Origin of the sequence: Mangrovicella endophytica, assembly GCF_002893625.1 — a bacterium.
Classification (GTDB): domain Bacteria; phylum Pseudomonadota; class Alphaproteobacteria; order Rhizobiales; family Rhizobiaceae; genus Mangrovicella; species Mangrovicella endophytica.
In genome coordinates this window covers 17,209-37,958 of sequence record NZ_PKMZ01000009.1, presented here as the reverse complement: position 1 = coordinate 37,958, position 20,750 = coordinate 17,209, and the positions used below count along the sequence as shown (strand labels likewise).

At 66.3% G+C, this 20,750-nt stretch carries 16 protein-coding genes, 1 tRNA gene and 1 pseudogene; 8 read left to right on the top strand and 10 right to left on the bottom strand.

What is annotated here, in order from left to right; all coding sequences use genetic code 11:
* The first annotated feature begins 2,254 nt into the window (after positions 1-2,254).
* Positions 2,255-2,743: a phasin gene (locus C0R46_RS16460; protein ID WP_102960756.1), complete on the top strand. Its 489-nt coding sequence runs from the start codon at positions 2,255-2,257 to the stop codon at positions 2,741-2,743.
* 160 nt (positions 2,744-2,903) lie between these two features.
* A tRNA-His gene (locus tag C0R46_RS16455) sits at positions 2,904-2,980 on the top strand.
* 19 nt (positions 2,981-2,999) lie between these two features.
* On the opposite strand, the gene C0R46_RS16450 is transcribed toward C0R46_RS16455, so the two are convergent.
* From C0R46_RS16450 to C0R46_RS16440, 3 genes are all read right to left on the bottom strand, one after another.
* A complete protein-coding gene (locus C0R46_RS16450; RefSeq protein WP_198598382.1) occupies positions 3,000-5,210 on the bottom strand; it encodes a sensor domain-containing phosphodiesterase in 2,211 nt (736 codons plus the stop codon).
* Positions 5,211-5,452: 242 nt separating this feature from the next.
* Positions 5,453-7,057 carry an exodeoxyribonuclease VII large subunit gene (xseA, locus tag C0R46_RS16445; protein ID WP_102960755.1) on the bottom strand — a complete coding sequence of 535 codons (1,605 nt, stop codon included), beginning with the start codon at positions 7,055-7,057 and terminating at the stop codon, positions 5,453-5,455.
* Positions 7,058-7,121: 64 nt separating this feature from the next.
* Complete coding sequence (locus C0R46_RS16440; protein WP_102960843.1) at positions 7,122-8,084, bottom strand: LysR family transcriptional regulator; 963 nt, start codon at positions 8,082-8,084, stop codon at positions 7,122-7,124.
* A 177-nt stretch (positions 8,085-8,261) separates the two neighbouring features.
* On the opposite strand from C0R46_RS16440, the gene C0R46_RS16435 reads away from it, so the two are divergent.
* Positions 8,262-8,540, top strand: coding sequence for a YjiS-like domain-containing protein (locus tag C0R46_RS16435; RefSeq protein WP_102960754.1), 279 nt, complete (start codon positions 8,262-8,264; stop codon positions 8,538-8,540).
* A 176-nt stretch (positions 8,541-8,716) separates the two neighbouring features.
* Here C0R46_RS16435 and C0R46_RS16430 read toward each other — a convergent pair whose 3' ends face one another.
* The 4 genes from C0R46_RS16430 to C0R46_RS16415 all read right to left on the bottom strand — a co-directional run bounded on the left by C0R46_RS16430 (position 8,717) and on the right by C0R46_RS16415 (position 13,566).
* Positions 8,717-10,024 carry a hemolysin family protein gene (locus C0R46_RS16430; protein ID WP_102960753.1) on the bottom strand — a complete coding sequence of 436 codons (1,308 nt, stop codon included), beginning with the start codon at positions 10,022-10,024 and terminating at the stop codon, positions 8,717-8,719.
* 149 nt (positions 10,025-10,173) lie between these two features.
* Positions 10,174-11,109, bottom strand: coding sequence for a DUF937 domain-containing protein (locus C0R46_RS16425; RefSeq protein ID WP_157944671.1), 936 nt, complete (start codon positions 11,107-11,109; stop codon positions 10,174-10,176).
* Between the two features lie 189 nt (positions 11,110-11,298).
* Positions 11,299-12,672: a glutamate--cysteine ligase gene (locus C0R46_RS16420; protein WP_102960751.1), complete on the bottom strand. Its 1,374-nt coding sequence runs from the start codon at positions 12,670-12,672 to the stop codon at positions 11,299-11,301.
* A 147-nt stretch (positions 12,673-12,819) separates the two neighbouring features.
* Positions 12,820-13,566: a 16S rRNA (uracil(1498)-N(3))-methyltransferase gene (locus tag C0R46_RS16415; RefSeq protein WP_102960750.1), complete on the bottom strand. Its 747-nt coding sequence runs from the start codon at positions 13,564-13,566 to the stop codon at positions 12,820-12,822.
* Between the two features lie 115 nt (positions 13,567-13,681).
* Here C0R46_RS16415 and C0R46_RS16410 point away from each other — a divergent pair, with 115 nt between their 5' ends.
* Positions 13,682-14,479 (top strand): SDR family NAD(P)-dependent oxidoreductase, encoded by a 798-nt coding sequence (locus tag C0R46_RS16410; RefSeq protein ID WP_102960749.1) that lies wholly within the window; start codon positions 13,682-13,684, stop codon positions 14,477-14,479.
* Between the two features lie 74 nt (positions 14,480-14,553).
* On the opposite strand, the gene C0R46_RS20990 is transcribed toward C0R46_RS16410, so the two are convergent.
* Positions 14,554-14,778, bottom strand: a complete 225-nt coding sequence (locus tag C0R46_RS20990) for a hypothetical protein (protein ID WP_198598381.1) — start codon at positions 14,776-14,778, stop codon at positions 14,554-14,556.
* Positions 14,779-14,884: 106 nt separating this feature from the next.
* Positions 14,885-15,276, bottom strand: a pseudogene (locus tag C0R46_RS20985) (DUF29 domain-containing protein).
* Between the two features lie 262 nt (positions 15,277-15,538).
* Here C0R46_RS20985 and C0R46_RS16400 point away from each other — a divergent pair.
* The 4 genes from C0R46_RS16400 (at position 15,539) to C0R46_RS16385 (ending at position 20,264) form a co-directional block, all read left to right on the top strand.
* Positions 15,539-16,834, top strand: a complete 1,296-nt coding sequence (locus tag C0R46_RS16400; RefSeq protein WP_102960747.1) for a DUF3422 family protein — start codon at positions 15,539-15,541, stop codon at positions 16,832-16,834.
* Positions 16,835-16,920: 86 nt separating this feature from the next.
* A complete protein-coding gene (locus C0R46_RS16395; RefSeq protein ID WP_102960746.1) occupies positions 16,921-18,414 on the top strand; it encodes an FAD-linked oxidase C-terminal domain-containing protein in 1,494 nt (497 codons plus the stop codon).
* Positions 18,415-18,423: 9 nt separating this feature from the next.
* Positions 18,424-19,005, top strand: coding sequence for a Uma2 family endonuclease (locus C0R46_RS16390; RefSeq protein WP_102960745.1), 582 nt, complete (start codon positions 18,424-18,426; stop codon positions 19,003-19,005).
* Complete coding sequence (locus tag C0R46_RS16385; RefSeq protein ID WP_245413628.1) at positions 19,002-20,264, top strand: FAD-binding protein; 1,263 nt, start codon at positions 19,002-19,004, stop codon at positions 20,262-20,264. Before C0R46_RS16390 ends, C0R46_RS16385 begins: the two co-directional genes overlap by 4 nt.
* Here the strand turns inward: C0R46_RS16385 and C0R46_RS16380 are convergent.
* The gene (locus C0R46_RS16380; RefSeq protein WP_102960744.1) at positions 20,261-20,677 is read right to left on the bottom strand and encodes a hypothetical protein; all 417 of its coding nucleotides are present in this window, start codon (positions 20,675-20,677) and stop codon (positions 20,261-20,263) included. The two genes, C0R46_RS16385 and C0R46_RS16380, sit on opposite strands and share 4 nt — an antisense overlap.
* Positions 20,678-20,750 lie beyond the last annotated feature (73 nt).

Sequence of the window (20,750 nt, the reverse complement as noted above, 5' to 3'; positions counted from 1 at the left end):
CGACTCGCCATCGATCAACTCATCCGCCGTCGACTGGCCGTCCTCGACGGTCTCGGCCGGCGCCGCGCCGACCATAGTGGCTTCAGCGGGATCGGCCTCAGCCTCGGGGCGACCGGCCGTTTCGGCCTCCGCAGTCACCGGCATGTCGTCAGACAAAGTGATGTCCGCTTCGGGATAGCCGGATTCAGCTGCGTCGGACGAGCCCTCAACCGGAGCATCGGCGCCGGCACGAGCAACTTCGCCCCCGTCGTCGACAGGGTCGCCATCGAAGATGGCGCTTTGCTCGTCGCCAGCTGCAGCGATCGGATCAACATCCGCCATTGGATCACTCGGATGGTCGTCCTGCGGCACCACATCGGCCGGCACGGTGCCGACCGGCTCCAACGGCTCTGATGCGTCGCCCGGCGCCACAACCTGATCGGCCTGTGCATCGGTGGCTGCCAGAGACGCGTCGGCACCGCTGCCATCCGTCCGCCCGTCCGGTTCCGATGTCAGCTGTTCGACGAAGGGTTCGACCGCAGCGCCAGCCGCGTCGGAACCTGCCTCTGCTTCCGCCGTGGCTGCATCGCCGTCCGCTGCCGTCAGCGGCGCATCCTCCGAGGCCGTGAAATCGACCGGCGCGATTTCTGCGGCGTCGCGACCCGTCGTGTCCGTGCTGGTCAGATCAGCTGCGTCCTCGCCGCCGGCTTCCGGAGCCGGCGACGCCTCCGGCTCGCGGCCGTCATCGTCGGCGGTCGGGAAGAGGGTCTCTGCACTCTCGGTTGCCGTTGCACCATGAGGCAGGAGTTCCGAGCCACCACTATGTGCGGGGCTGCTGTCGGAAACGGTGACCTCATCCGGCTCACTCGCGTCTTCGGCGGCCACGACGCGGTCGGCGCTGGCGACAAACTCGGTGGCCGCACTGACCTCGGCCTCGCTTGAAGCGACGGCTTCCTCCGAGCCGTCGGGCTCCGGCTGCCTTGCGTCCAGGTTCTCGCCATCGCTAACCGGCTCGCCTTCTGTCTCCGAAGACGGGATCGCGCGGCCGTCGTCATCGTGACTGGCGGCTGCGATACCTTCCTCCGTCGGGAAGGCATCGGCTGACGAGACTGCGCCGGCCGCCGGATCGATGGAGGCTTCGTCGTCGCCCGGAGGAGTAAGGCCAGCCGGCGTCGTGTCGCGCCGATGCCAGCTCTGGATCAAGGTGCTGATGTCCATGCGACGGCGGCCGGCCGGCAGCTTCTGCCGCCGCACCGAGAAGGCGCCGACCGATGGCGTCACGGTTTCTGTGCCGCTTGACCGGGCGTCATCCTCATCTGCCGTGTCCGTCGCGGCGGGGCGCTCAGCCGTCTCCGGATCGACCTCGACGGCCGCCGGCTGCGGACGCAGCAGGGCCAGCGCCAGCCGCTCGCCCACTCGGCCGAAGGTCATCACGTGATCGCCGATGGCGGTCTCTGTGACGGCTTCGCTGCCGTCGAGGAACTGGCGTGCCGCTGTCGCCGCCGCCTCGGGCGAAATGCTGCCGATCGTGCCGGCGACCAGCCCCGAAGGGCCGAAGACCGCGGCATCGCCGGCATCCTCGGTGGCGATGCCGCAGTCAGCCAGGATGCGCTGCGCCTGCAACGACTCGGACATATCGGCCCGCCGGCCGGTGTCTGCCGTCAGCACCACCACAGGTGTCGCGCTCGCCCCCAGCACCGTGCGGACGAGGTCAGCCACCACCGGTTTGCCGAAGGCTTGCCCCACCGGCCGCAGCATCACCCGGGCGGAGGACTGCGTCTCGACGGAGCGTCGCGCCGCGGCCACCTGTCGCGCCGATGGCGAGGAGAGCGCCGCCAGGCTGAAACTGCTGTCCTGCGACATTGCCCCCAGCAAGGCTCGGCCGCCGCCATTGCTCCACAGCACGCGGTCGAGCGCCGGCGTCAGCACAACGACCGATGCTCCCGCCGCGGCCGGCCACACTGCCGGGGCGGACAGGATGTCGAGCAGCGAGGGAGCGGGGGCAGCAGTCATGCAGGCGCGATCCATGGCTCAGTTCGTGCATGACGCCAACGAGGCGTGGCGCAGGCAGTTTCCTTAACGAGCTATTAATAATGGCCGGACGCGAACAAATCCAGAATTCGGTGCCGGTTGCCCCCGCGTCTCTGCCGAAAGGGTTAACTGGCCGGCACGCGCGGTATGACTTTCCATGTTGCAACGCACAAAAATAAAAGCTAAAATTTTAGGCAGTTGATGATGGTTTCGTGCACGTAGTGCTAAAGTATGGAGAACAGCAATGGCTGACATGAACGACAATGCCATCAACGATCCCTTCGGTCTCGGCGGCGGCATTCCGGGCCTGCAGGGAACGCTCGGCCTCGATCCCGCAAAATTCTCGGAAACCTTCCGTGCGATGACCGAGAAGTCGATGGAGCAGTCCCGCCAGGCCTATGCCCGCATGAAGTCGGCGGCTGAGGATGCGACGAAGACGCTGGAATCGACGATGGAGAATGCTCACCAGGGGTCGCTCTCCCTGTCGCGCAAGGCCATTGAGGCGATGCGCAACAATGCCGAGATGGGCTTCGAGCACCTCGACCGCATGATGGGCGTGAAATCCTTCGCCGAACTCATCGAGCTGCAGACGAGCTATGTCCGCAAGCAGATCGAGACGGCGACGGACCAGGCCAAGGAGCTGCAGACGCTCTCGCAGTCACTGGCGCAGGACATGCTGAAGCCCGGCCGCGAAGCCTTCCAGAAGGCTGCCGATACCGTCCGCCGCAGCTGATGCGGCCTGCGCCACTCCGGTCGCAGAAGAGATGAAGCCTCGGCGGGCGCCGCTCCGGCCAATATGGCAATGGTTGGCGTCCGCGTGCCGATATGCGGTTCGGGCTTGCGCCCGGCGGTGAAAGATTTTATTGCGGCGGCACGGCCGGTCGTGCCGTCATGCGGTTGTAGCTCAGCTGGTTAGAGCGTCGGATTGTGGCTCCGAAGGTCGGTGGTTCGAACCCACCCAACCGTACCATCCTCTTAATCTGCAAAGATCAGGATGCAGCGTAGACGGCCGCTCCGTCGACGTTCCTTGATCTACTCAGGAACTGGCACTCAAACGCTGCCGCCGGCATCGGTCGCCCGAACAGATAGCCTTGGCCCTCCTGGCAGCCTTCGCCGCGCAGCGCATCCGCCTGGCCTTGCGTCTCGACTCCCTCGGCGATCAGCTCGACGCCGAAGGCCGAGCCCATGTTGATGACCGACTCGATGATCGTGCGATCCCGCCGGCTGAATTCGAGGTCAGCGACGAAGGAGCGGTCGATCTTCAGCCGCGTCACCGGGTAGTTCTTCAGCATGCTGAGTGAGGCATAGCCGGTGCCGAAATCGTCGAAGGCGATGCCGACGCCGAATGAGCGCAACTGCTCCAGCGGGCTCAGGATCGTCTGCTCGTTGCGCAGGATGATGTTTTCGGTGATTTCCAGCTCCAGCGCTTCCGGCGGCAGCCCGCTCCGCGCCAGCACGCTCTCGACGGTGGCGGCGAGGTCGCCGGTCTTGAACTGGGCCGCGAAGAGATTGACACCCATGCGCAGCTCGCCACCGTGGTTGCGTCGCCACGCCGCTGCCTGGCGACACGCTTCTTCGAGGATCCACGCCCCGACCGGAACGGCCAGGAGACCGGTTTCCAGCACCGGGAGGAAGGCCACCGGCGAGACGATCCCCAGGCCGGGCCGGTTCCAGCGCAACAGCGCCTCCGCACCCGTCAGGCCGCCATCCGAGAGTCGCACCTGCGGCTGGTAATAAAGCTCGAACTCGCCTTCTTCCCAGGCGCGACGCAGCCCTGATCCGGTGCTGCTGCGGGTCGCCGCCACATGCCGCAGCTCCGGCGTGAACAGACGGACGAGATGCCGGCCGTCGGCTTTGGCCTGGTAGAGCGCAAGGTCGGCATCACCCAGGAGCGCGTCGGCGTCGCAGCCGATGGTGCTGCGCGCGACGATGCCGACGCTGGCACCGATATGGATGACCTCCTCCCCATACTCGATCGGCTCCTCGATGAGCCCGATCAGTTGCTGGGCGAGCTGTTCGGCGGCGAGCGGATCTTCCGTATCGGGGAGCAGCACGACGAACTCGTCGCCGCCAAGCCGCGCTACGAGGTTGGACGTCTCGACATGCCGCTTGAGGCGGATGGAGACGACCTTCAGGACGTGATCGCCCACGGAATGGCCGAGATTGTCGTTCACCTCCTTGAAGCCGTCGAGATCGAGCAGAAGGATGCTTATCGATCGTGCGGTGCCGCAGATCTCCTCCATCTGCCGCAGCAATGTCGCCCGGTTGGCCAGCTCCGTCAGGTAATCGAAGTCGGCGGCGTGCCGCAGCCGGTCCTCGGCTTCCTTGCGCTGGGTGATGTCGCGGATGATGGCGCCGAAGCGCGGCTCGCCGGCTTCCTGCCACTGCGACAGCGAGATCTCGATCGGGAATTCCTGGCCGTCGCGGCGGCAGGCCGTCAGGCTGAGAGGGGTCGCGACGATGCGGTGGCTGCCGTCGCCGGCCGCGCGCACGAGCCCGCGTCGATGCGTCGAGCGCAGCGCCGGCGGCACGATGATATCGAGTGGCTGGCCGATCGCTTCGGCCGCCGAATAGCCGAACATGCGCTGCGAGGCCTCGTTCCACGACCGGATCGTGTTCTCCGCATCGGCCGTGATGATCGCATCGGGCGAACTCACCATGATGTTCTGCAGGCGGGCCTGGCTGATGCTGTGCGCCATGCCGGCCCGGTGGGCAACCATGCGCTCCATCGTCAGCGCCGCCAGGTCTTTCAGGATGGCGCTCTCGGCGCCGGAAAACGCGGCCCGCGGCACCGCATCGAAAACGCAAACCGAACCGAGACGGTAGCCGTCAGGATCGACCAGCGGAGCACCGGCGTAGAAGCGGACGAACGGGGTGCCGATGACGGCCGGATGGGAGGCAAACCGGCCGTCGGTTTTCGCATCAAGAACGACGAACACCTCGTCGCTCATGATGGCATGCGTGCAGAAGGAGACGTCGCGAGAGGTTTGGCAATCGTCGATGCCGATGCGCGCCTTGAACAGCTGATGGTGCGCGCCGATCAGCGTGACCAGAGCCTTCGGTGCTCCGAAGATGGAGGCGGCCAGTCTGACGATCAGATCGAAGGGCTCGGCCGGCAGAAGATCACTGGAAAAGGACTCCAGCGCTTCAAGGCGCGCGATCTCGTTCTCCGGGATGGGAAAGGCAGGCACTGACGACATCCGAGCGCTCCGATCGCGCTCATTAGACACTTCGAAATCTAAAGGAGTAGTTCTCGCGAAGCTGCGAAAACTAGGGAAGACTATAGCCGGCCTACGAAATCATCCGTAGTATAGATGATGTTGAGCTTAGCCCGCGTTCCGCTTGGCGTTAGCACGTCGGCGGTGCGACGCGTCGTCCTCGAACGTTCCGACCGCTTCGAAGGGACGGTCTTCCCTGCTCACAGTTGCAGATGATCTAGCGGTCAGAACAGGCTGCCCTGGTCATTCGAGACGGCGCGGACAGGACGCCGTGTCGCTCGCACCGGCTTCTGCGCCGGCACCGCCGTCTCGCTGTCGGCGGCCTCACCAAGACTGACGGCCTGCCGCCGTTCCCGGTCGGCGAACTCGACCTCGAAGCGCAGGCCGGGTGTCAGATCGCCGGCGCGGGTGATCGGTACATCGTCGGCTCCGCGGATGATCGCGTAGCCACGCTGCAGAACCTGTGTGGGATCAAGGCTCGCGGCCATGCGGGTCGCCGTCGCCAGCGCCTGGCGGTGGCGTTCGAGCGACTGCGTGAAAGTGCGATCGAGACCTGCGGCAAGCGCGTCGAGGCGGTGCCGCCCTTCCTGGCTGCGGGCTCGAACCATATGCGGCTGCAACGTCGCGGCAAGTCGCTCGAAGCGCTGCCGCCGGGCCTGCAGTCCGGTGGTCAGCGCATGGCGCGCATGGCTTTCGGCATGGCGGAGATCGGCCCGCCGCTGGCTGACGAAGGCCTCCAGCCGGACCGGGGACAGCTGCCCGGCAACGGCTGCGAAGTCTCCCTTCTTGCGCGCAATCGCGACCTGGAGGGCGCGGCCGATCGTGCCGCCCGCTTCATCGAGCCGTCGGCGGGGCAGGGCGAGCAGCATGTCGGCAGAGGGAAGGGCGCGGGCGGTGGCGGCGACGGTCCGTCGCTCGGCCTCGAGCCGCCGCGACACGGCGCCGGCGTTGCGGGCGTGAAGTGCGGCAAGGGCCGCCGCCAGATCGGCCTTCACCGGAACCGCCATCTCGGCAGCACCCGTCGGGGTCGGCGCGCGCCGGTCGGCGACATGGTCGAGCAGCGTCCAGTCGGTCTCGTGGCCGACGGCTGAGATCAGCGGGATGCTGCAGGCGCTGGCGGCTCGCACCACCGCCTCGTCGTTGAAGCCCCAGAGATCTTCGAGGCTGCCGCCGCCTCGGGCGACGATGATGAGATCGGGCCGCGGCACCGTTCCGCCAGCTTCGATGGCGTCGAACCCGGCGATGGCCGCCGCCACCTCCTCGCCGCAGGTGTCGCCCTGCACCCGCACCGGCCAGACCAGGAGATGCAGCGGGAAACGGTCGGCAATCCGGTGATGGATGTCGCGGATGACGGCACCGGTTGGCGACGTCACCACACCGATGACGCGCGGCAGGAACGGCAGCACCTGCTTGCGCTCGGCCGCGAACAGCCCCTCGGCTTCAAGCTTGCGCCGCCGCTCGTCGAGGAGCGCCATCAGCGCGCCGGCGCCGGCCGGCTCCATCTGCTCGATGACGATCTGGTATTTTGACGAACCGGGATAGGTTGTGAGCTTGCCGGTCGCGACGATCTCCAGCCCCTCCTGGGGCTTGAAGGCGAGCTTGGAAAAGGCGGTGCGCCACACGACGGCTTCCAGCCGGGCGCGGTCGTCCTTCAGGCAGAAATAGGCATGGCCCGAGGAGTGCGGACCGCGATAGCCGGAAATCTCGCCGCGCACGCGCACATGCTCGAAGCGTTCCTCCACCGTCCGCTTCAGCGCGCCGGAGATCTCCGACACCGTGTATTCCGCGACATTCGTCACAGCGGTAGGCGAATCATCGAGGAGGCTCATGGGTATCATGTGGCGACGCTGCCCTGCCGAGGTCAAGCGTCGCCGCTCTCCGGCCTGCCTCCTCCTACCAGCCCGCCGCGACGGCGAGCGGCGTGCGTGGGCGCTGCGGGCGGATCGCTGCCCGGGTCTCCGGAATCTGCGATGGCTTGGCCTGCGTCTCCGCCGGCATCAGGTTCTGCAGGCTCTCGCGCATATGCTCGACGAGCGCGGCGACCACCGGCCCCTCGGCGTTGCGCGCCTTCATGATCCCGATCTCGGTGTCGCGCAGGCGCGGGAAGCCTTCATACTCGCCAAGCACGCGCATGCCCGGACGCAGGGCGCATTCCGGCAGCACGCCGACGGCAAGGCCGGCCAGAACGGCGGAGGTGACGATCTGCGCCGACCAGGAGGTGAAGAGCACCTGATAGCTTCGACCGATGCGGTCGAGCGCCTCGCAGCCTTCGATGCGCCACATGCAATCGGGTCGCCCAAGCGCCAAAGGCAGGACGCTGCGATTGTGAATGTCGTGAGCGGCCGAGGTGACGAAGTGCAGCGGCTCGCGGCGCACGACGTCGCTGAGATGGATGTCGCGGGCGCAGGCCGAAACCAGCGCAACGTCCAGCCGTCCCTTGTCGATATGCTCGGCCAGGTTCGATGAGGGCTCGCAGGCGATCTGCAGCTCGACCAGCGGGTTCGAACGGGCAAAGCGCGCCAGGATTTCGGGCAGGAAGCGTTCGGCATAGTCGTCGGGCAGGCCGATCCGCACATGGCCGGCCATCGCCTCCTGGTCGAAGGCCGACAGCGTCTCCTGGCTCAGCGTCAGCATCCGCCGGGCATAGGTGAGAAGCCGTGCGCCGTCTTCCGTCAGCCGCACCGCGCGCCCGTTGCGTTCGAAGAGGCTGGTCTCGAGGCGCTCCTCCAGCCGGCGCATCTGCATCGACACGGCGGACTGCGTCTTGAACACCTCGTCGGCTGCCCGTGTGAAGCTGCCGGTGTCGACGATTGCCACAAAGGTTCTGAGTTGATCGAGATCGAGGGGGGAACTCATCATCATCTCCATCATCCATTCTGATGATGACCATAACGAACATTCGTTGGCTTGATCAATGGGGCCGGTCTATCTCTCCTTGCGTCACCACGGAACGTCTTGTCAGCCGCGCATCGCCTGCGCGGACAGGATCGTCTTTGCCTGACACCCGAATGGCTCCAGGAAGGAGAAACGGCCATGTCGATCATCGCACGGAACGCTGGGCGCAACACGTCCGCCACCCCACTCATCCCGTCCTTTGCCGCTGCCGCCAGCGCCGCCGCAGCCATGGTGAGGACGATGGTGAATCGACGCCGTGTCGGACAGATCGCCGATATGCCGGACTATCTCCTCAGCGACCTCGGGCTGAAGCGGGACGACGTCCATGACGCCCTGGCACAGGGGTGGCGTTCCGACCCGACCTACCAGCTCGCGATCGCCGCGGAACGTCGTCGCCGCTGCCTCAGCGAGGGCTGAGCTGCACTGCAGGCTTGAGCCTCGTGTGTGGGGCTGAACGCCTGCCGTCCCTTACGCCGAGTGAAAAGGGCTGCGCTGGAGAAGCGCAGCCCTTTTTCATTCGGAGCCGCCAAAATCTTCAGACGCAGATCGCGCCGGTCCGCGACCGCAGGCGTTCCAGCCCGGCGGGTGCCGCATCAAGCCTCGGGATCGCCCATGTCGGCGGCGGGCTTGGGCGGCATCATCATCAGCTTGTCGATGCGCCGGCCGTCGAGATCGATGACTTCGAACCGCCAGCCCTCCCATTCCATCACCTCGCCGACCTCGGGGATGTGACCGAGGCGATCGAGCACGAAGCCGGCCAGCGTCTCGTAATCGCGCGTGGCAGGGAAGCGGACGGTCTGCAGCCTGTCTTCCACCGCATCAATGGGCATGGCGGCGTCAACCAGCCAGGATCCATCCTCGCGCTGGATCGCCGTCATGTCCTCCTCGGCGCCTTCAGGCAGAGCGCCGGCAATCCCGACCAGAATATCGGTCGGCGTCACGACACCTTCGAAGGAGCCGTATTCGTCGAGCACGATCGCCATGTGCAGGTTGGATGAGCGGAAGCGTTCGAGAAGCTTCAGGATCGGCATCGTCTCATGAACATAGATCGGCTCGCGCATCGCAGCGGGGAGATCGATCGTGCCGTTCTTGCTGATCTGCTCGAGCAGGTCCTTCGTCTGGACGATGCCGACGATATCGTCGCTTTCGCGGTCGCTGACGGGAAAGCGTGAATGGCCGGTGGCGCGGATCTCGTCCAGTATGACGTCCGGCGCATCGGCGAGATCAAGCCAGACGACGTCCGGCCGCGGCACCATGATGGAGCGGACGGCGCGATCGGCGATGCGGATGACGTTCTCCAGCATCTCCCGCTCCTTCGGCTCGAAGACGCCGAGCTGCGTGCCCTCGGCGATCATCGCCTTGACGTCCTCCTCGGTCACGGCGTCGCCATCGCCGGGCGAGGAGCCGAACAGGCGTGACACCGCTTCCGTCGATACCCGCAGCAGCCATACGATCGGCAGTCCGACGGTGGCGATGGTGCTCATGATCGGCGCCACGGCGACGGCGATCGATTCGGCGTGCCTGAGGGCGAAGCGCTTCGGCACGAGTTCGCCGAGGATCAGCGACAGATAGGTGATGATGATGACGACGATCGCGAAGGCAACGGTGTCGGCGTTGTTGCCGAGGTAGGGCTGCAGCACCGCGGCCAGCGGCTCTGCGAAGACCGAGCCGCCATAGGCACCGGCGAAGATGCCGACGAGCGTGATGCCGACCTGAACGGTGGACAGGAAGCTGGTCGGATCCTCGATCAGCTTCAGCGCGCGGGTCGCGCCGCGGCTGCCGGCCTTCTCCATCTGCTGGAGGCGCACGCGCTTGGCGGACACGACGGCCAGCTCGGACATGGCGAAAAAGCCATTGAGCAGGATCAGAAAGATGACGATCAGAAAATTGGTCAGAAGCATGATTTCGTCCGGAGGGCGAAGGAGTGGCGGGTCATCCTGGACCCGCCTATGCGGCGAGGCACCGGCGAGCGCATGGCGGCGCTGGCAGGACGTTCTGGCACCGGACGATGACTCGCATCCGGCGCTCGGGGGGTGGGGTCACGGCCGCATCACGCTCCGGCCTTATCCGATGATTCCTTGCCGGCGGCATAATAGCGCTCGAACAACGCCATCATGTCCCGGGCATAGTCGTTGGCGAGCCCCTGCGGAAATGGCGGGACTGCGGGCTCGCCGGTGCCGGCAGGAGAGGTTCTGCCGGCATCATCGGCACGTGACGCGCCCGATGACGCGCCGGTGGACGTCGACGCGGGCGGCGCTGCCGGTGCGCGCATGAACGTGTCGAAGAGGCCGGTAAAGGCGGTGAAGAAATCCTGAGGCCGCTGATCGGATGCGGCGCGGCGCGTGGCATCGGCGGCCCCTGCCGACAGAAACGGGAGCCAGGGCGACTCGCCCTTCAACGCATCGGCGAAGACCTGTTCCAGATAGGTGGCCGCGCCGGCCTGCTGCTTGCGCCCCGTTACCTCCGGTCCGCCGGAGGGCCGTCCCATCGCCTCGACGGCATTGGCGCCGCGGCGCATCAGTTCTGCAACGGCGCTGTTGTAGTCGCCAGCCGCGAGCGGAGACTGCTGGCGCGTCATGCCCGCCAGGACCATGCGCGTCATGACGTCGAGGGTCATCGCGCCGAGCGGCGTCATCAGCTTCTCGATCGTGTCGGGTGCTATGCCGCTGGCGACAGAGGCCTGCCGAGCCACTGCGTTGATCAGTGCGGCGGAACCGAAGACATGGCGGAGAAACTGACGCGCCGGCTCGGTCGAGCTGTCCGGTGTCGCGCCCGCGCGCATCGGGATGAATGTGGGAAACTGGCCGGCCATCTCAGCCCAGCCATTCGGATCGCTGAAGGCACGCTGCATGGCGAGCACGAAGGCCGGAACCAGTGCATCGGTGGCGCGCCGCAGCTCCTCATGGCTCAGCCGAAACTGCTCGCCGAGCCGCTCTATCGCCGCGCCGGACTCGCTCGCCGCCAGCCAGTCGAAATAGTCGGTCATCGTGCGCCGTACCGGCATCCCCGCGAAAAGCACTGTCCGCTACAATGGGGCGCCCGGCCGCATCTGCCAAGTCGTTTCGTCGCGGGAATATTGTTCGGCCGGTAAGAACGCGGCCATCGCGCCCACCGCGTCACGGCCGAACGCTCTCGCAGCAAATCCGGCCGTTCGCGCGGTGTAACTGCGTCCGGATCAGTAGGTGAGCTGCTCGAATACGCGGCGCATCGAGCGGTCCCACTGCGTCTCGTAGAGCCGCACCAGCTCTTCGGCCGCCGTGGTGCCGCGCGCGACGATCTCCTCCAGGGGCCCGAGGAAGATGCTCTCGTCGTAGCCGTCCTCGTTGAGGCGATTGCGCGAGACGAGGCCGCGCCGGGCAATCTCGACCGTCTTTCGCGCCACATCGAGAACGGTGCCGTCCCTGAACGGCGTCTTCAGCCCGGTGCGCGGCACGGCGGCGCGAAGCGCTGCGACCTCGGCGAAGCTGAAGTCTCGAGTCAGCGCCTCGACCTCCGCAAGCGCTCCCTCGTCATAGAGAAGCCCGACCCAGTAGGCCGGCAGTGCGCAGATGCCGCGCCAGGGGCCGCCATCGGCGCCGCGCATCTCGATGAATCGCTTCAGCCGCACGTCCGGGAAAAGCGTCGAGAGGTGGTTCGTCCAGTCGCCGATGGTCGGCTCCGGATTGGGGATGCGGCCGGTGAGCGCGCCGTCCATGAACTGCCGGAAGGTGACGTCGGTCGCCTGATGATACTGCCCGTCGCGCATGACAAAATACATCGGCACGTCGAGCGCCCATTCGACGTAGTCGCGATAGCTGAAACCGGGCTCGAAGACGAAGGGCAGCAGGCCCGATCGCTGGTTGTCGACGTCGGACCAGACGTCGGAGCGCCAGGAGACGAGTCCGTTGGGGGCGCCTTCGGTGAAGGGCGAATTGGCGAAGAGGGCGGAGGCGACCGCCTGCAGCCGCATGCCGACCCGCATCTTCGCCGCCATGTCGGAAGCGCTGGAGAAATCGAGATTGACCTGGATCGTCGAGGTCCGGAACATCATGTCGAGGCCGCGCGTGCCGACCTTCGGCATGTAGTTGCGCATGATCTCGTAGCGCGATTTGGGCATGATCGGCGTATCGGCGAGGCTCCAGAGCGGGCTGGAGCCGATGCCGAGGAAGGCGATGCCGAGCTCACCGGCGGCCTTGCGCACCTGTGTCAGATGCGCGTTGGACTCGCGGCAGGTCTCGTGGATCGATGCAAGCGGTGCGCCGGACAGCTCGAACTGTCCGCCGGGCTCCAGCGAGATCGCGCCCTCGCCGGGACCGCCGGCAAGACCGATGATGCGGCCATCGTCGGTGATCGGCTCCCAGCCGGTCAGCCTCTGCATCGTCTCGAGCAGGCGGCGGATGCCGCGCTCGCCTTCATAGGGAACCGGCGAAAGATCGCTGGTGTAGTAGCCGAACTTCTCGTGCTCGGTTCCGATCCGGAAATCCGCTGCCGGCTTCTCGCCGGAGCGCATGTAGCTGACGAGATCGTCCACCGAAGCGATCGGGGTCATATCCGTCGTGTCGCGCGCCATGAGCGCCCTCCGCCAGCTTCGATTCGCCCGTCGGGTCCATCGTTCTTCGATTCCAGCGTCTTGTTGAGACTTTCACGTCCGGCCGCAACTCATTTCGCGTTGACGATGCGGCCAAGCCCGGCTGTGCGCCGGGCGTCTGACCGATCCTCAGGACGCGCGCCAGTCGCCGACCGCGGCCTGGATCACCGCCAGCGCCGCGACGGCCGCGGTGTCGGCCCGCAGGATACGCGGCCCGAGCGACAGCACGGTCACGAAGTCGAGTGCGTGCAGCATCACCCGCTCGGCCTCGGAAAACCCGCCCTCCGGGCCGATCAGCAGAGCCAGCGAGCGTCCCGCTTCGCGCCGCAGAACGTCGATGGCATCGGCGGCATCCTCGCGCTCGTCGCAGAAGATCAGCCGCCGGGAGCGGTCCCAATCCTCCAGGAGTTGCGTCAGCTTCAGCGGCTCCCGGCAGTCCGGGATCGACAGGATGCCGCATTGCTCGGCGGCCTCGATGGCGTTGGCGCGCATGCGCTCGGTGTTGAAGCGCGAGACTTGCGTGTGCTGCGTCATGACCGGCTGAAGCACACCGGCGCCCATCTCGACGGCCTTCTGCACCATGTAGTCGAGCCGCGCCTGCTTCAGCGGCGCAAAGAGATAGACGAGATCCGGCGCCGGTGGCTGCGGACGCGCTTCAGTGAGAGGCACGATGGCCGCCTTCTTCTTGCCCGTGCGCTCGAGGCGCGCACGCCATTCGCCGTCGCGTCCGTTGAAGACAAGGAGTGGGCTGGTCTCGTCGAGGCGCATGACGTTCAGCAGGTAGTTCGCCTGCTCCGGCGAAGCGTCGATCGCCGCGCCCTCGGCCAGCGGCGTGTCCAGGAAGAGCCGGGGGCTGCGGAAGTCATGGCTGGGCATCGGTACTCTCGATTTGTCGGTGCTTGCGGGCAGGCTCTCACGTCGACGTGCGGCGCGAAACCTAAGGCCACGCCTGCCGTTGTCTGCCCAGCTAACGAATGGCGAAGGATAGAGGATGGATCTCGGACTTGCAGGGCGCGTGGCGCTGATCACCGGCGCCTGCGGCGGTATCGGCTTTGCAACGGCGCAGGCACTTGCTGCTGAAGGCGTGCGGCTGGTGCTGAGCGATCTGGACATCGGCGATTTGGAGAAAGAGGTCCCGGCGCTCGGGGTCGATGCCATCTGCCAGAAGGCCGACGTGACGAAGCAGCGCGATGTCGATGCGCTCGTCGAAGCAGGGCGCAGGAAGTTCGGAGCAATCGACATCGTCGTCCACACGGCCGGCGTGACCGGTGCCAAAGGGCATCCGCTGGAGATGAGCGACGAGGATTACGAGGAAGCCTGGCAGATCGACTTCTTCTCCGCCGTTCGCGTGGCTCGTGCGACATTTCCGGCGATGCGCGAAAAAGGCTGGGGCCGCTTCGTCTGCATCACGTCCGAGAATGCGGTTCAACCCTACTGGGAGGAGGCGACCTACAACACGGCCAAGGCTGCACTGGCGGCTTTCGTGAAGAACCTCTCCTACCAGGAGGCGGCGCACGGCATCCTGTGCAACACGGTGGCCCCAGCCTTTATCGAGACCCCGATGACCGACGGAATGATGAAGCAGCGCGCCGAGGAGAAGGGCACGTCCTTCGAGAACGCAATCGAGACCTTCCTGAACGAGGAGCGACCGGGCATTGTCCAGAAGCGCCGCGGCAAGCCGGAAGAGGTCGCGGCGGTGATCGCGCTGCTCGTCTCGGAGCGGGCCTCCTTCGTCAACGGCGCCAATGTCCGTGTCGACGGCGGATCGGTGCAGGCGGTTCAGAACTGAAGCTTCGACAAAAAAGCCCGCGCCGATGTGGCGCGGGCTTTTTTGTCATCCATGTCGCCGCGTCGCCGCTGCGATCAGTTGTTCGGACCGTCGATGTGCTTGGGCGTAACCGGGTCCGAGGCCGGGAACGTGTCCTCGAGCCCGACATCCACAACTTCGTCCTTTGACAGCGGCCTCTCCTGGTCGCCCGGAATGCGCTGTTCCTCCCGCTTCTCCTGCATCGGCGGCGCCTCCGTCGACTGGCGGGTCTCGTCCTTGTCGAGGGCGCTGGTCGTGGCGTTCGTCTCGAGATTACTCATTGGAAGTCCTCCATGTGTCGGGCGCAAAACGGTAACAGGACGCGCTCGTTCCAAGGCGTGTGTCTGGAGACTGGATCGCCGGCGGCTTGGCTGGCCCACCTGGATATCAGTCGGGCATCGCCTCATGGTCCCGCAAGAAGTCGATCGAGTAGGGAGATGCTGCCGGGAAGGTTTCACGCGGCAGGCCGGTCTCGCGCGCTGCCTGTCGCACCGCCTTCGGATAGATGTCCTCGACAAGCGAACTGGCCGCAGTTCGCAAAGAGAGGTTGTCCTCTTCCCGGGACTCGAGTTGTCGCGCTCGCGCCCGATCGTCAGCAGCCACGAGCGGGCTCGGCGCTGCGGCTGGTGCTGCCATTTCAGAAGGTGAGCGATCAGGACACGGTAGCTAGAGCCTAAAGCCCGGCGCTGCTCGTGACCCAAGCTCTCGATCTCCTCGATGATGTTCGGCAAGTCCGCCTCGCGAGAGCGGCCGAGGCGCAGAAGCTGCGCCTGCTCCATCGACCAGGCATAGACGTCGTCCTCGTAGTCGGAGGGTGTCTTGTAATACGGCTTGTCCTTGGCGAGGCTCATGCGGTCGCCTCCTTCCTCATCGGTCCCTCAAGCTAAAGTCGTTTGCGGGCGTAATGCAGCAGGCATCGGCGCTGCGGTCCATTGTCCCGGTACCCTGCGTCCAGGCGGCCGGCGGTCGCCCCGTCTTTCGCCTCCGCTCCTTTCGGGCTAGCAACGGTGCGGGCACGCAGCACATGGGGCAGAGCTGCGAATGGAGAATGCGACGTTCCGGCAGCGTACGGTCGAGCCGATCGAGGCCGATCCGCGGCGCGCGATCGTGCTCGGCGAGATCCATGCGCGGCCGTTCCCGCTGATCGACACGCCGCGCGTGATGATCGTGCTCGCCTTCATGACCGAGGATGGCGGTGCACGCGACCGCGCCCTTCTGTCGGACATGTCGATCCGCCGCGGTGTGCCGGCGCCAGCTGACGATGCACGCACCCACGCCTTCGCCTTCGGACAAGGGATGGTGCGTTGGGAGCGCCATACCGAATTCTCGACCTATAGCTGGGAAGGACCGTCGCCGGAGCGGTTCGGCGACCCCGTCGATGGCCACCCCTTCGGCGCGGACTTCGCCGCACCCGGATCGCTGATGGCCGGCGTGCGTCTGGAGATCAGGGCTAACGACGCCGCAGGGCAGGCCGCGTTGGCGAGCTTCGATCGCGCCAGCTTCTGCCACTCCGTCATGGAGGGTGGGCTTGCCAGCGCCGCGACGGACTTCCGGCAGGACGGCGATGGGCTGACGCGCATCCTCGTCCTCGACGATGGGCTGCAGCCTGCGCGAGCGGGATCGCTCGCGATGCGGCTGATCGAGATCGAGATCTATCGCACGCTGGCGCTTCTCAACCTGCCCCTGGCGCAGTCGCTCAGTCCTCAGGTGCGCGTCCTCGAGTCGACGTTGGCGCGCATCACCGAGGAGATGAAGAGCGAAAGCGAGGACAGCCGTTCGCTCTTGAAGGAGATCACACTCGCGGCCGCCGAAGTCGAGGCGTCCGCCGCCTATGTCCTCTATCGATTCGGCGCCAGCCGCGCCTATGACGAGATCGTCCGGGAGCGGCTGATTGCGGTAGCCGAGCATCCGATCGCCGGGCAGGAGAGCTGGGGAGCCTTCCTGACCCGTCGTATGGCGCCCGCCATGCGCACCTGCCGCTCGCTGGAGGAGCGGCAGACCAATCTGTCGCAGAAGCTGGCGCGTGCCGCCGACCTCCTGCGCACCCGCATCGACGTCGAACTGGAGCACCAGAACCGCGACCTTCTGGCTTCGATGAACCGGCGTGCGCAGCTGCAGCTACGCCTGCAGCAGACGGTGGAGGGCCTGTCGGTGGCGGCGATCGCCTATTATGTCGTCGGGCTGTTCGGCTATGTTGCCAAGGGCCTCGAACATGAGGGGCTGCCGATTGGATCGCCGGTGCTGATCGCCGCTTTCGTCCCGGTGGCGGTGCTGGCGGTCTGGCGCATCGTGCGCGGCGTCCGGCGGCGTCACGTCGACGATCATGGGCCGCACTGACCGTGTCGTCTGGTTGTTTGTGCCGCGGCACGCCATAATCGGGCCCGCCATACTTCACCTTTCGAGGGCAGAAGCGGGAGGGGTGAATGCCGATTGCGATGCCAAAGCCGGACCCGGCGATCCTCGGCCGCCGCGCGGCGATCGTTGCGGCGCTGCGCGCCATCGTGCCGGGCGAGGGGGTGGTCGACGTCGAGCGCGGCATGCGCGTCTTCGAGACGGACGGTCTGAGCGCGTACCGCCAGCTGCCGCTGGTCGTGGTGCTGCCCGAAACGGTGGAGCAAGTGGCCGCCATCCTCCGCTACTGCCACGCCGAGGATATTCCCGTCGTGCCACGCGGCTCGGGCACCTCGCTTTCGGGCGGTGCGCTGCCGCTGGCGGATGGCGTGCTCCTCGTACTCTCCCGCTTCAACCGCATTCTCGAGATCGACTTCGACAATCGGTGTGCGGTGGTGCAGCCGGGCGTGACCAATCTCGGCATCACCAGGGCTGTGGAGCATCAAGGCTTCTATTATGCGCCCGACCCGTCCTCGCAGATCGCCTGCTCGATCGGCGGCAATGTCGCGGAGAATTCCGGCGGCGTTCACTGCCTGAAATATGGGCTGACGGCGAACAACGTGCTTGGCATTGAGTTCGTCACGATGGAGGGCGAGATCGTCAGGCTCGGCGGCAAGCATCTCGATGCCGAGGGCTACGATCTGCTCGGCCTCATGACGGGTTCGGAGGGGCTGCTCGGCGTCGTCACGGAGGTGACCGTGCGCATCCTGCAGGCGCCTGAGACCGCGCGCGCGGTGCTTATCGGCTTTCCGACGAGCGAATCGGCCGGCGCCTGCGTCGCCGCGATCATTGCTGCGGGGATCATCGCCGGCGGCATGGAGATGATGGACCGCCCGGCCATCCGCGCTGCCGAGGATTTCGTCCATGCCGGCTATCCGCTGGACGTCGAGGCGCTGCTGATCGTCGAACTGGACGGGCCGGCGGCGGAGGTCGACCATCTTCTTGGCGAGGTGGAGCGTATCGCGGGCGACAACGGCGCGACCACCGCCAGGGTATCGCAGTCGGATGCAGAGCGCGCCGCCTTCTGGGCGGGTCGCAAGGCGGCATTTCCAGCCGTCGGAAGGATCTCGCCGGACTATCTCTGCATGGACGGCACCATCCCGAGGAAAGAACTGCCGCGTGTGCTCGCCGGCATGAAGGCACTATCGCAGAAGCATGGGCTGGAGGTCGCCAACGTCTTCCACGCCGGCGACGGCAACCTCCACCCGCTGATCCTTTACGATGCCAGCGTCGGCGACGAACTCGAACGCGCGGAGGCCTTTGGCAACGACATCCTGCGCCTGTGCGTCGAAGTTGGCGGAGTCTTGACCGGCGAGCACGGCGTCGGCGTCGAGAAGCGCGACCTGATGCCGGAGATGTTTGGCGAGGACGATCTACGGCACCAGCAGCGGGTGAAGTGCGCCTTCGACGACAAGCACCTGCTCAACCCGGGCAAGGTATTTCCCGTGCTGCATCGCTGCGCCGAGCTTGGGCGCATGCATGTTCATCGCGGTCAGACCGCATTCCCCGACCTGCCGCGCTTCTAGGAGGGTGTGATGAGCGCTCTGCGCGAAAAGCAACTCGGCCGCATCCCTGACGAACGCCGCTTCCTGGCATTCTTGGAGGGACGTCCCGCAGACGAACGTTGGCAGCTGATCGATGGAGTGCCGATCGCCATGATGACGCCGCCGACGCTCATCCATCAACGCATTGCCTTCAACCTCGCACAGGAGCTGAACAGCGCGCTTGATGAGGTGCGGCCGGACCTATTTGCATTGGTCGAGGTCGGCTTGGCGGTTGCGGGTCGTGACGACTACCGTCCGACTGCGGATGTGGCCGTGATCGATGCCGAGGCGACGGACGCTCGCTTCGCCACCCGCTTCTTCCTGGCAGCTGAGATCGTCTCGCCGTCCAACACGGCCGAGCACATCGGCCGCAAGCGCGAACTCTATGCCGAGGCGCCGGACTGCCTCCATGTGCTGATCCTCTCGCAGGCCGAGATCGCCTGCGAGGTCTGGTCGCGCGCCGCCGGCTGGCAGGGCCGGGTGTTCCGCTCCGCCGAGGATCGCATCGAGCTGCTCGAACTCGGGCTGACCTGCCGCCTCGGCGACCTTTACCGCGGCACGCCGGTCACGTGACGCTTACCGCAGGAGCGACCGAAGCGCTGGAGACCCAAGGACCGGAACAGTTGCGTCCGACCTCGGCCGAAGAGCTGCGCGAGATCATCGCCGATGCCGCCGCGACAGGCACAGCGCTGGACGTCGAAGGCACCGGCTCCAAGCGTCGGCTCGGCGGCCCCGTTGCGGACGGCGCGTGCATGCTGTCCGTCTCCGGTCTGTCCGGTATCACTCTCTACGAGCCGGATGAGCTGGTGCTCTCGGCCGGCGCTGGCACGCCGGTCGCGGAAATCGAGAAGCTGATCGGGGAACGCGGCCAGCGTCTGGAGTTCGAGCCGATCGACTATGGCAGGCTTCTGGGGATGGAGCGTGGACAGGGGACGATCGGCGGCGTCATCGCCTGCAACTTGGCGGGTCCCCGACGCATCAAGGCCGGGGCGGCACGCGACCATATTCTCGGCGTCACCGCCGTCTCCGGTCGCGGCGAGATCTTCAAGTCCGGCGGTCGCGTGGTGAAGAACGTCACCGGCTATGATCTCTCCAAGGGGCTGACCGGCTCCTGGGGCACGCTGGCCGTCATGACCTCGATCACCGTGAAGGTGCTTCCCGCCTCGCAAACCGAGGTGACGCTGGTGCTGCGAGACCTCGACGACGACGCGGCGGCGGGCGCGATGGCGGCGGCGATGGGCTCGTCGGCCGAAGTGTCTGGCGTCGCGCATCTGCCGGCCTATGTCGCCGCCCGCGTCGCGGACGGGCTGCTCGGCCGTGATCCCGCGACGCTGCTGCGGCTCGAAGGGTTCGGCCCGTCCGTGGCGGCGCGCGCGTCGATGCTGGGTGCCGCATTGGCTCGCGTGGGGCGACTGGAGACGCTCGAGCGCGAGGCGTCACAGACCGTCTGGCGCGACATTCGCGACGTCGTGCCCTTCGCCGATGGCACCGATAAGCCGGTCTGGCGGCTCTCGGTAACGCCGACGCGCGGCCACGAGATCGTCATGGCTTTGCGTATGCGCGCGGCGATCGATGCCTTTTACGACTGGCAGGGCGGCCTTGTCTGGCTGCGCATGGAAAGCGGCGAGGCGGAGGCCGGGCTGGTCCGTGCCGCCGTCCAGCACTTCGGCGGCGGTCATGCGATGCTGGTGCGGGCATCGGACGACCTTCGCCGAACGGTGCCTGTCTTCCAGCCGCAGCCGCCGGCGTTGGCCGCTTTGTCGAAGCGGCTGAAGGATCAGTTCGATCCGAAGGGTATCCTCAATCCGGGACGGATGACCTCGCTGACCTAATCAGCAGAGATGGCCTCCCACCGCGTTTCGCCCTTCTTCGGCGTCCTCGGCTCGGAATTCCGGGCAGCAATGCTCCGATCGGGCGCCTCGCGCCCCTGCAAAATACGCACGAGACCCGGAGAGAGCTGGTTCTGGCTCAGTGCGAGCCGATCGGCATTCGAAATCCGTCCGCTTTCGACAGCCTGCCGCACGCGCGTACAGAGCGTCACCGGCGCCGCCTCGACGGACACACGCATCATCCGCGCCATCTCTTCCTTGAAGCGGAAATGTGCGTTTTCCATGCGCACGATGCAGGCGGCAAGCCGGGCCTGCTGCCCTTCTGGTCCGCTGCTACTGATCACCTCGTTCTCTGGTTGTGTCACGCAGCCGGTCAGCAGCAACGCAGCACCAGCCAGCACGAATCGGATCTTCATACGCCTGTACGCCCCCGCTCATCGGAGCATCGTTCTGATCGCAGGTTGTACATGTCAAGGCGTGATTGGATCG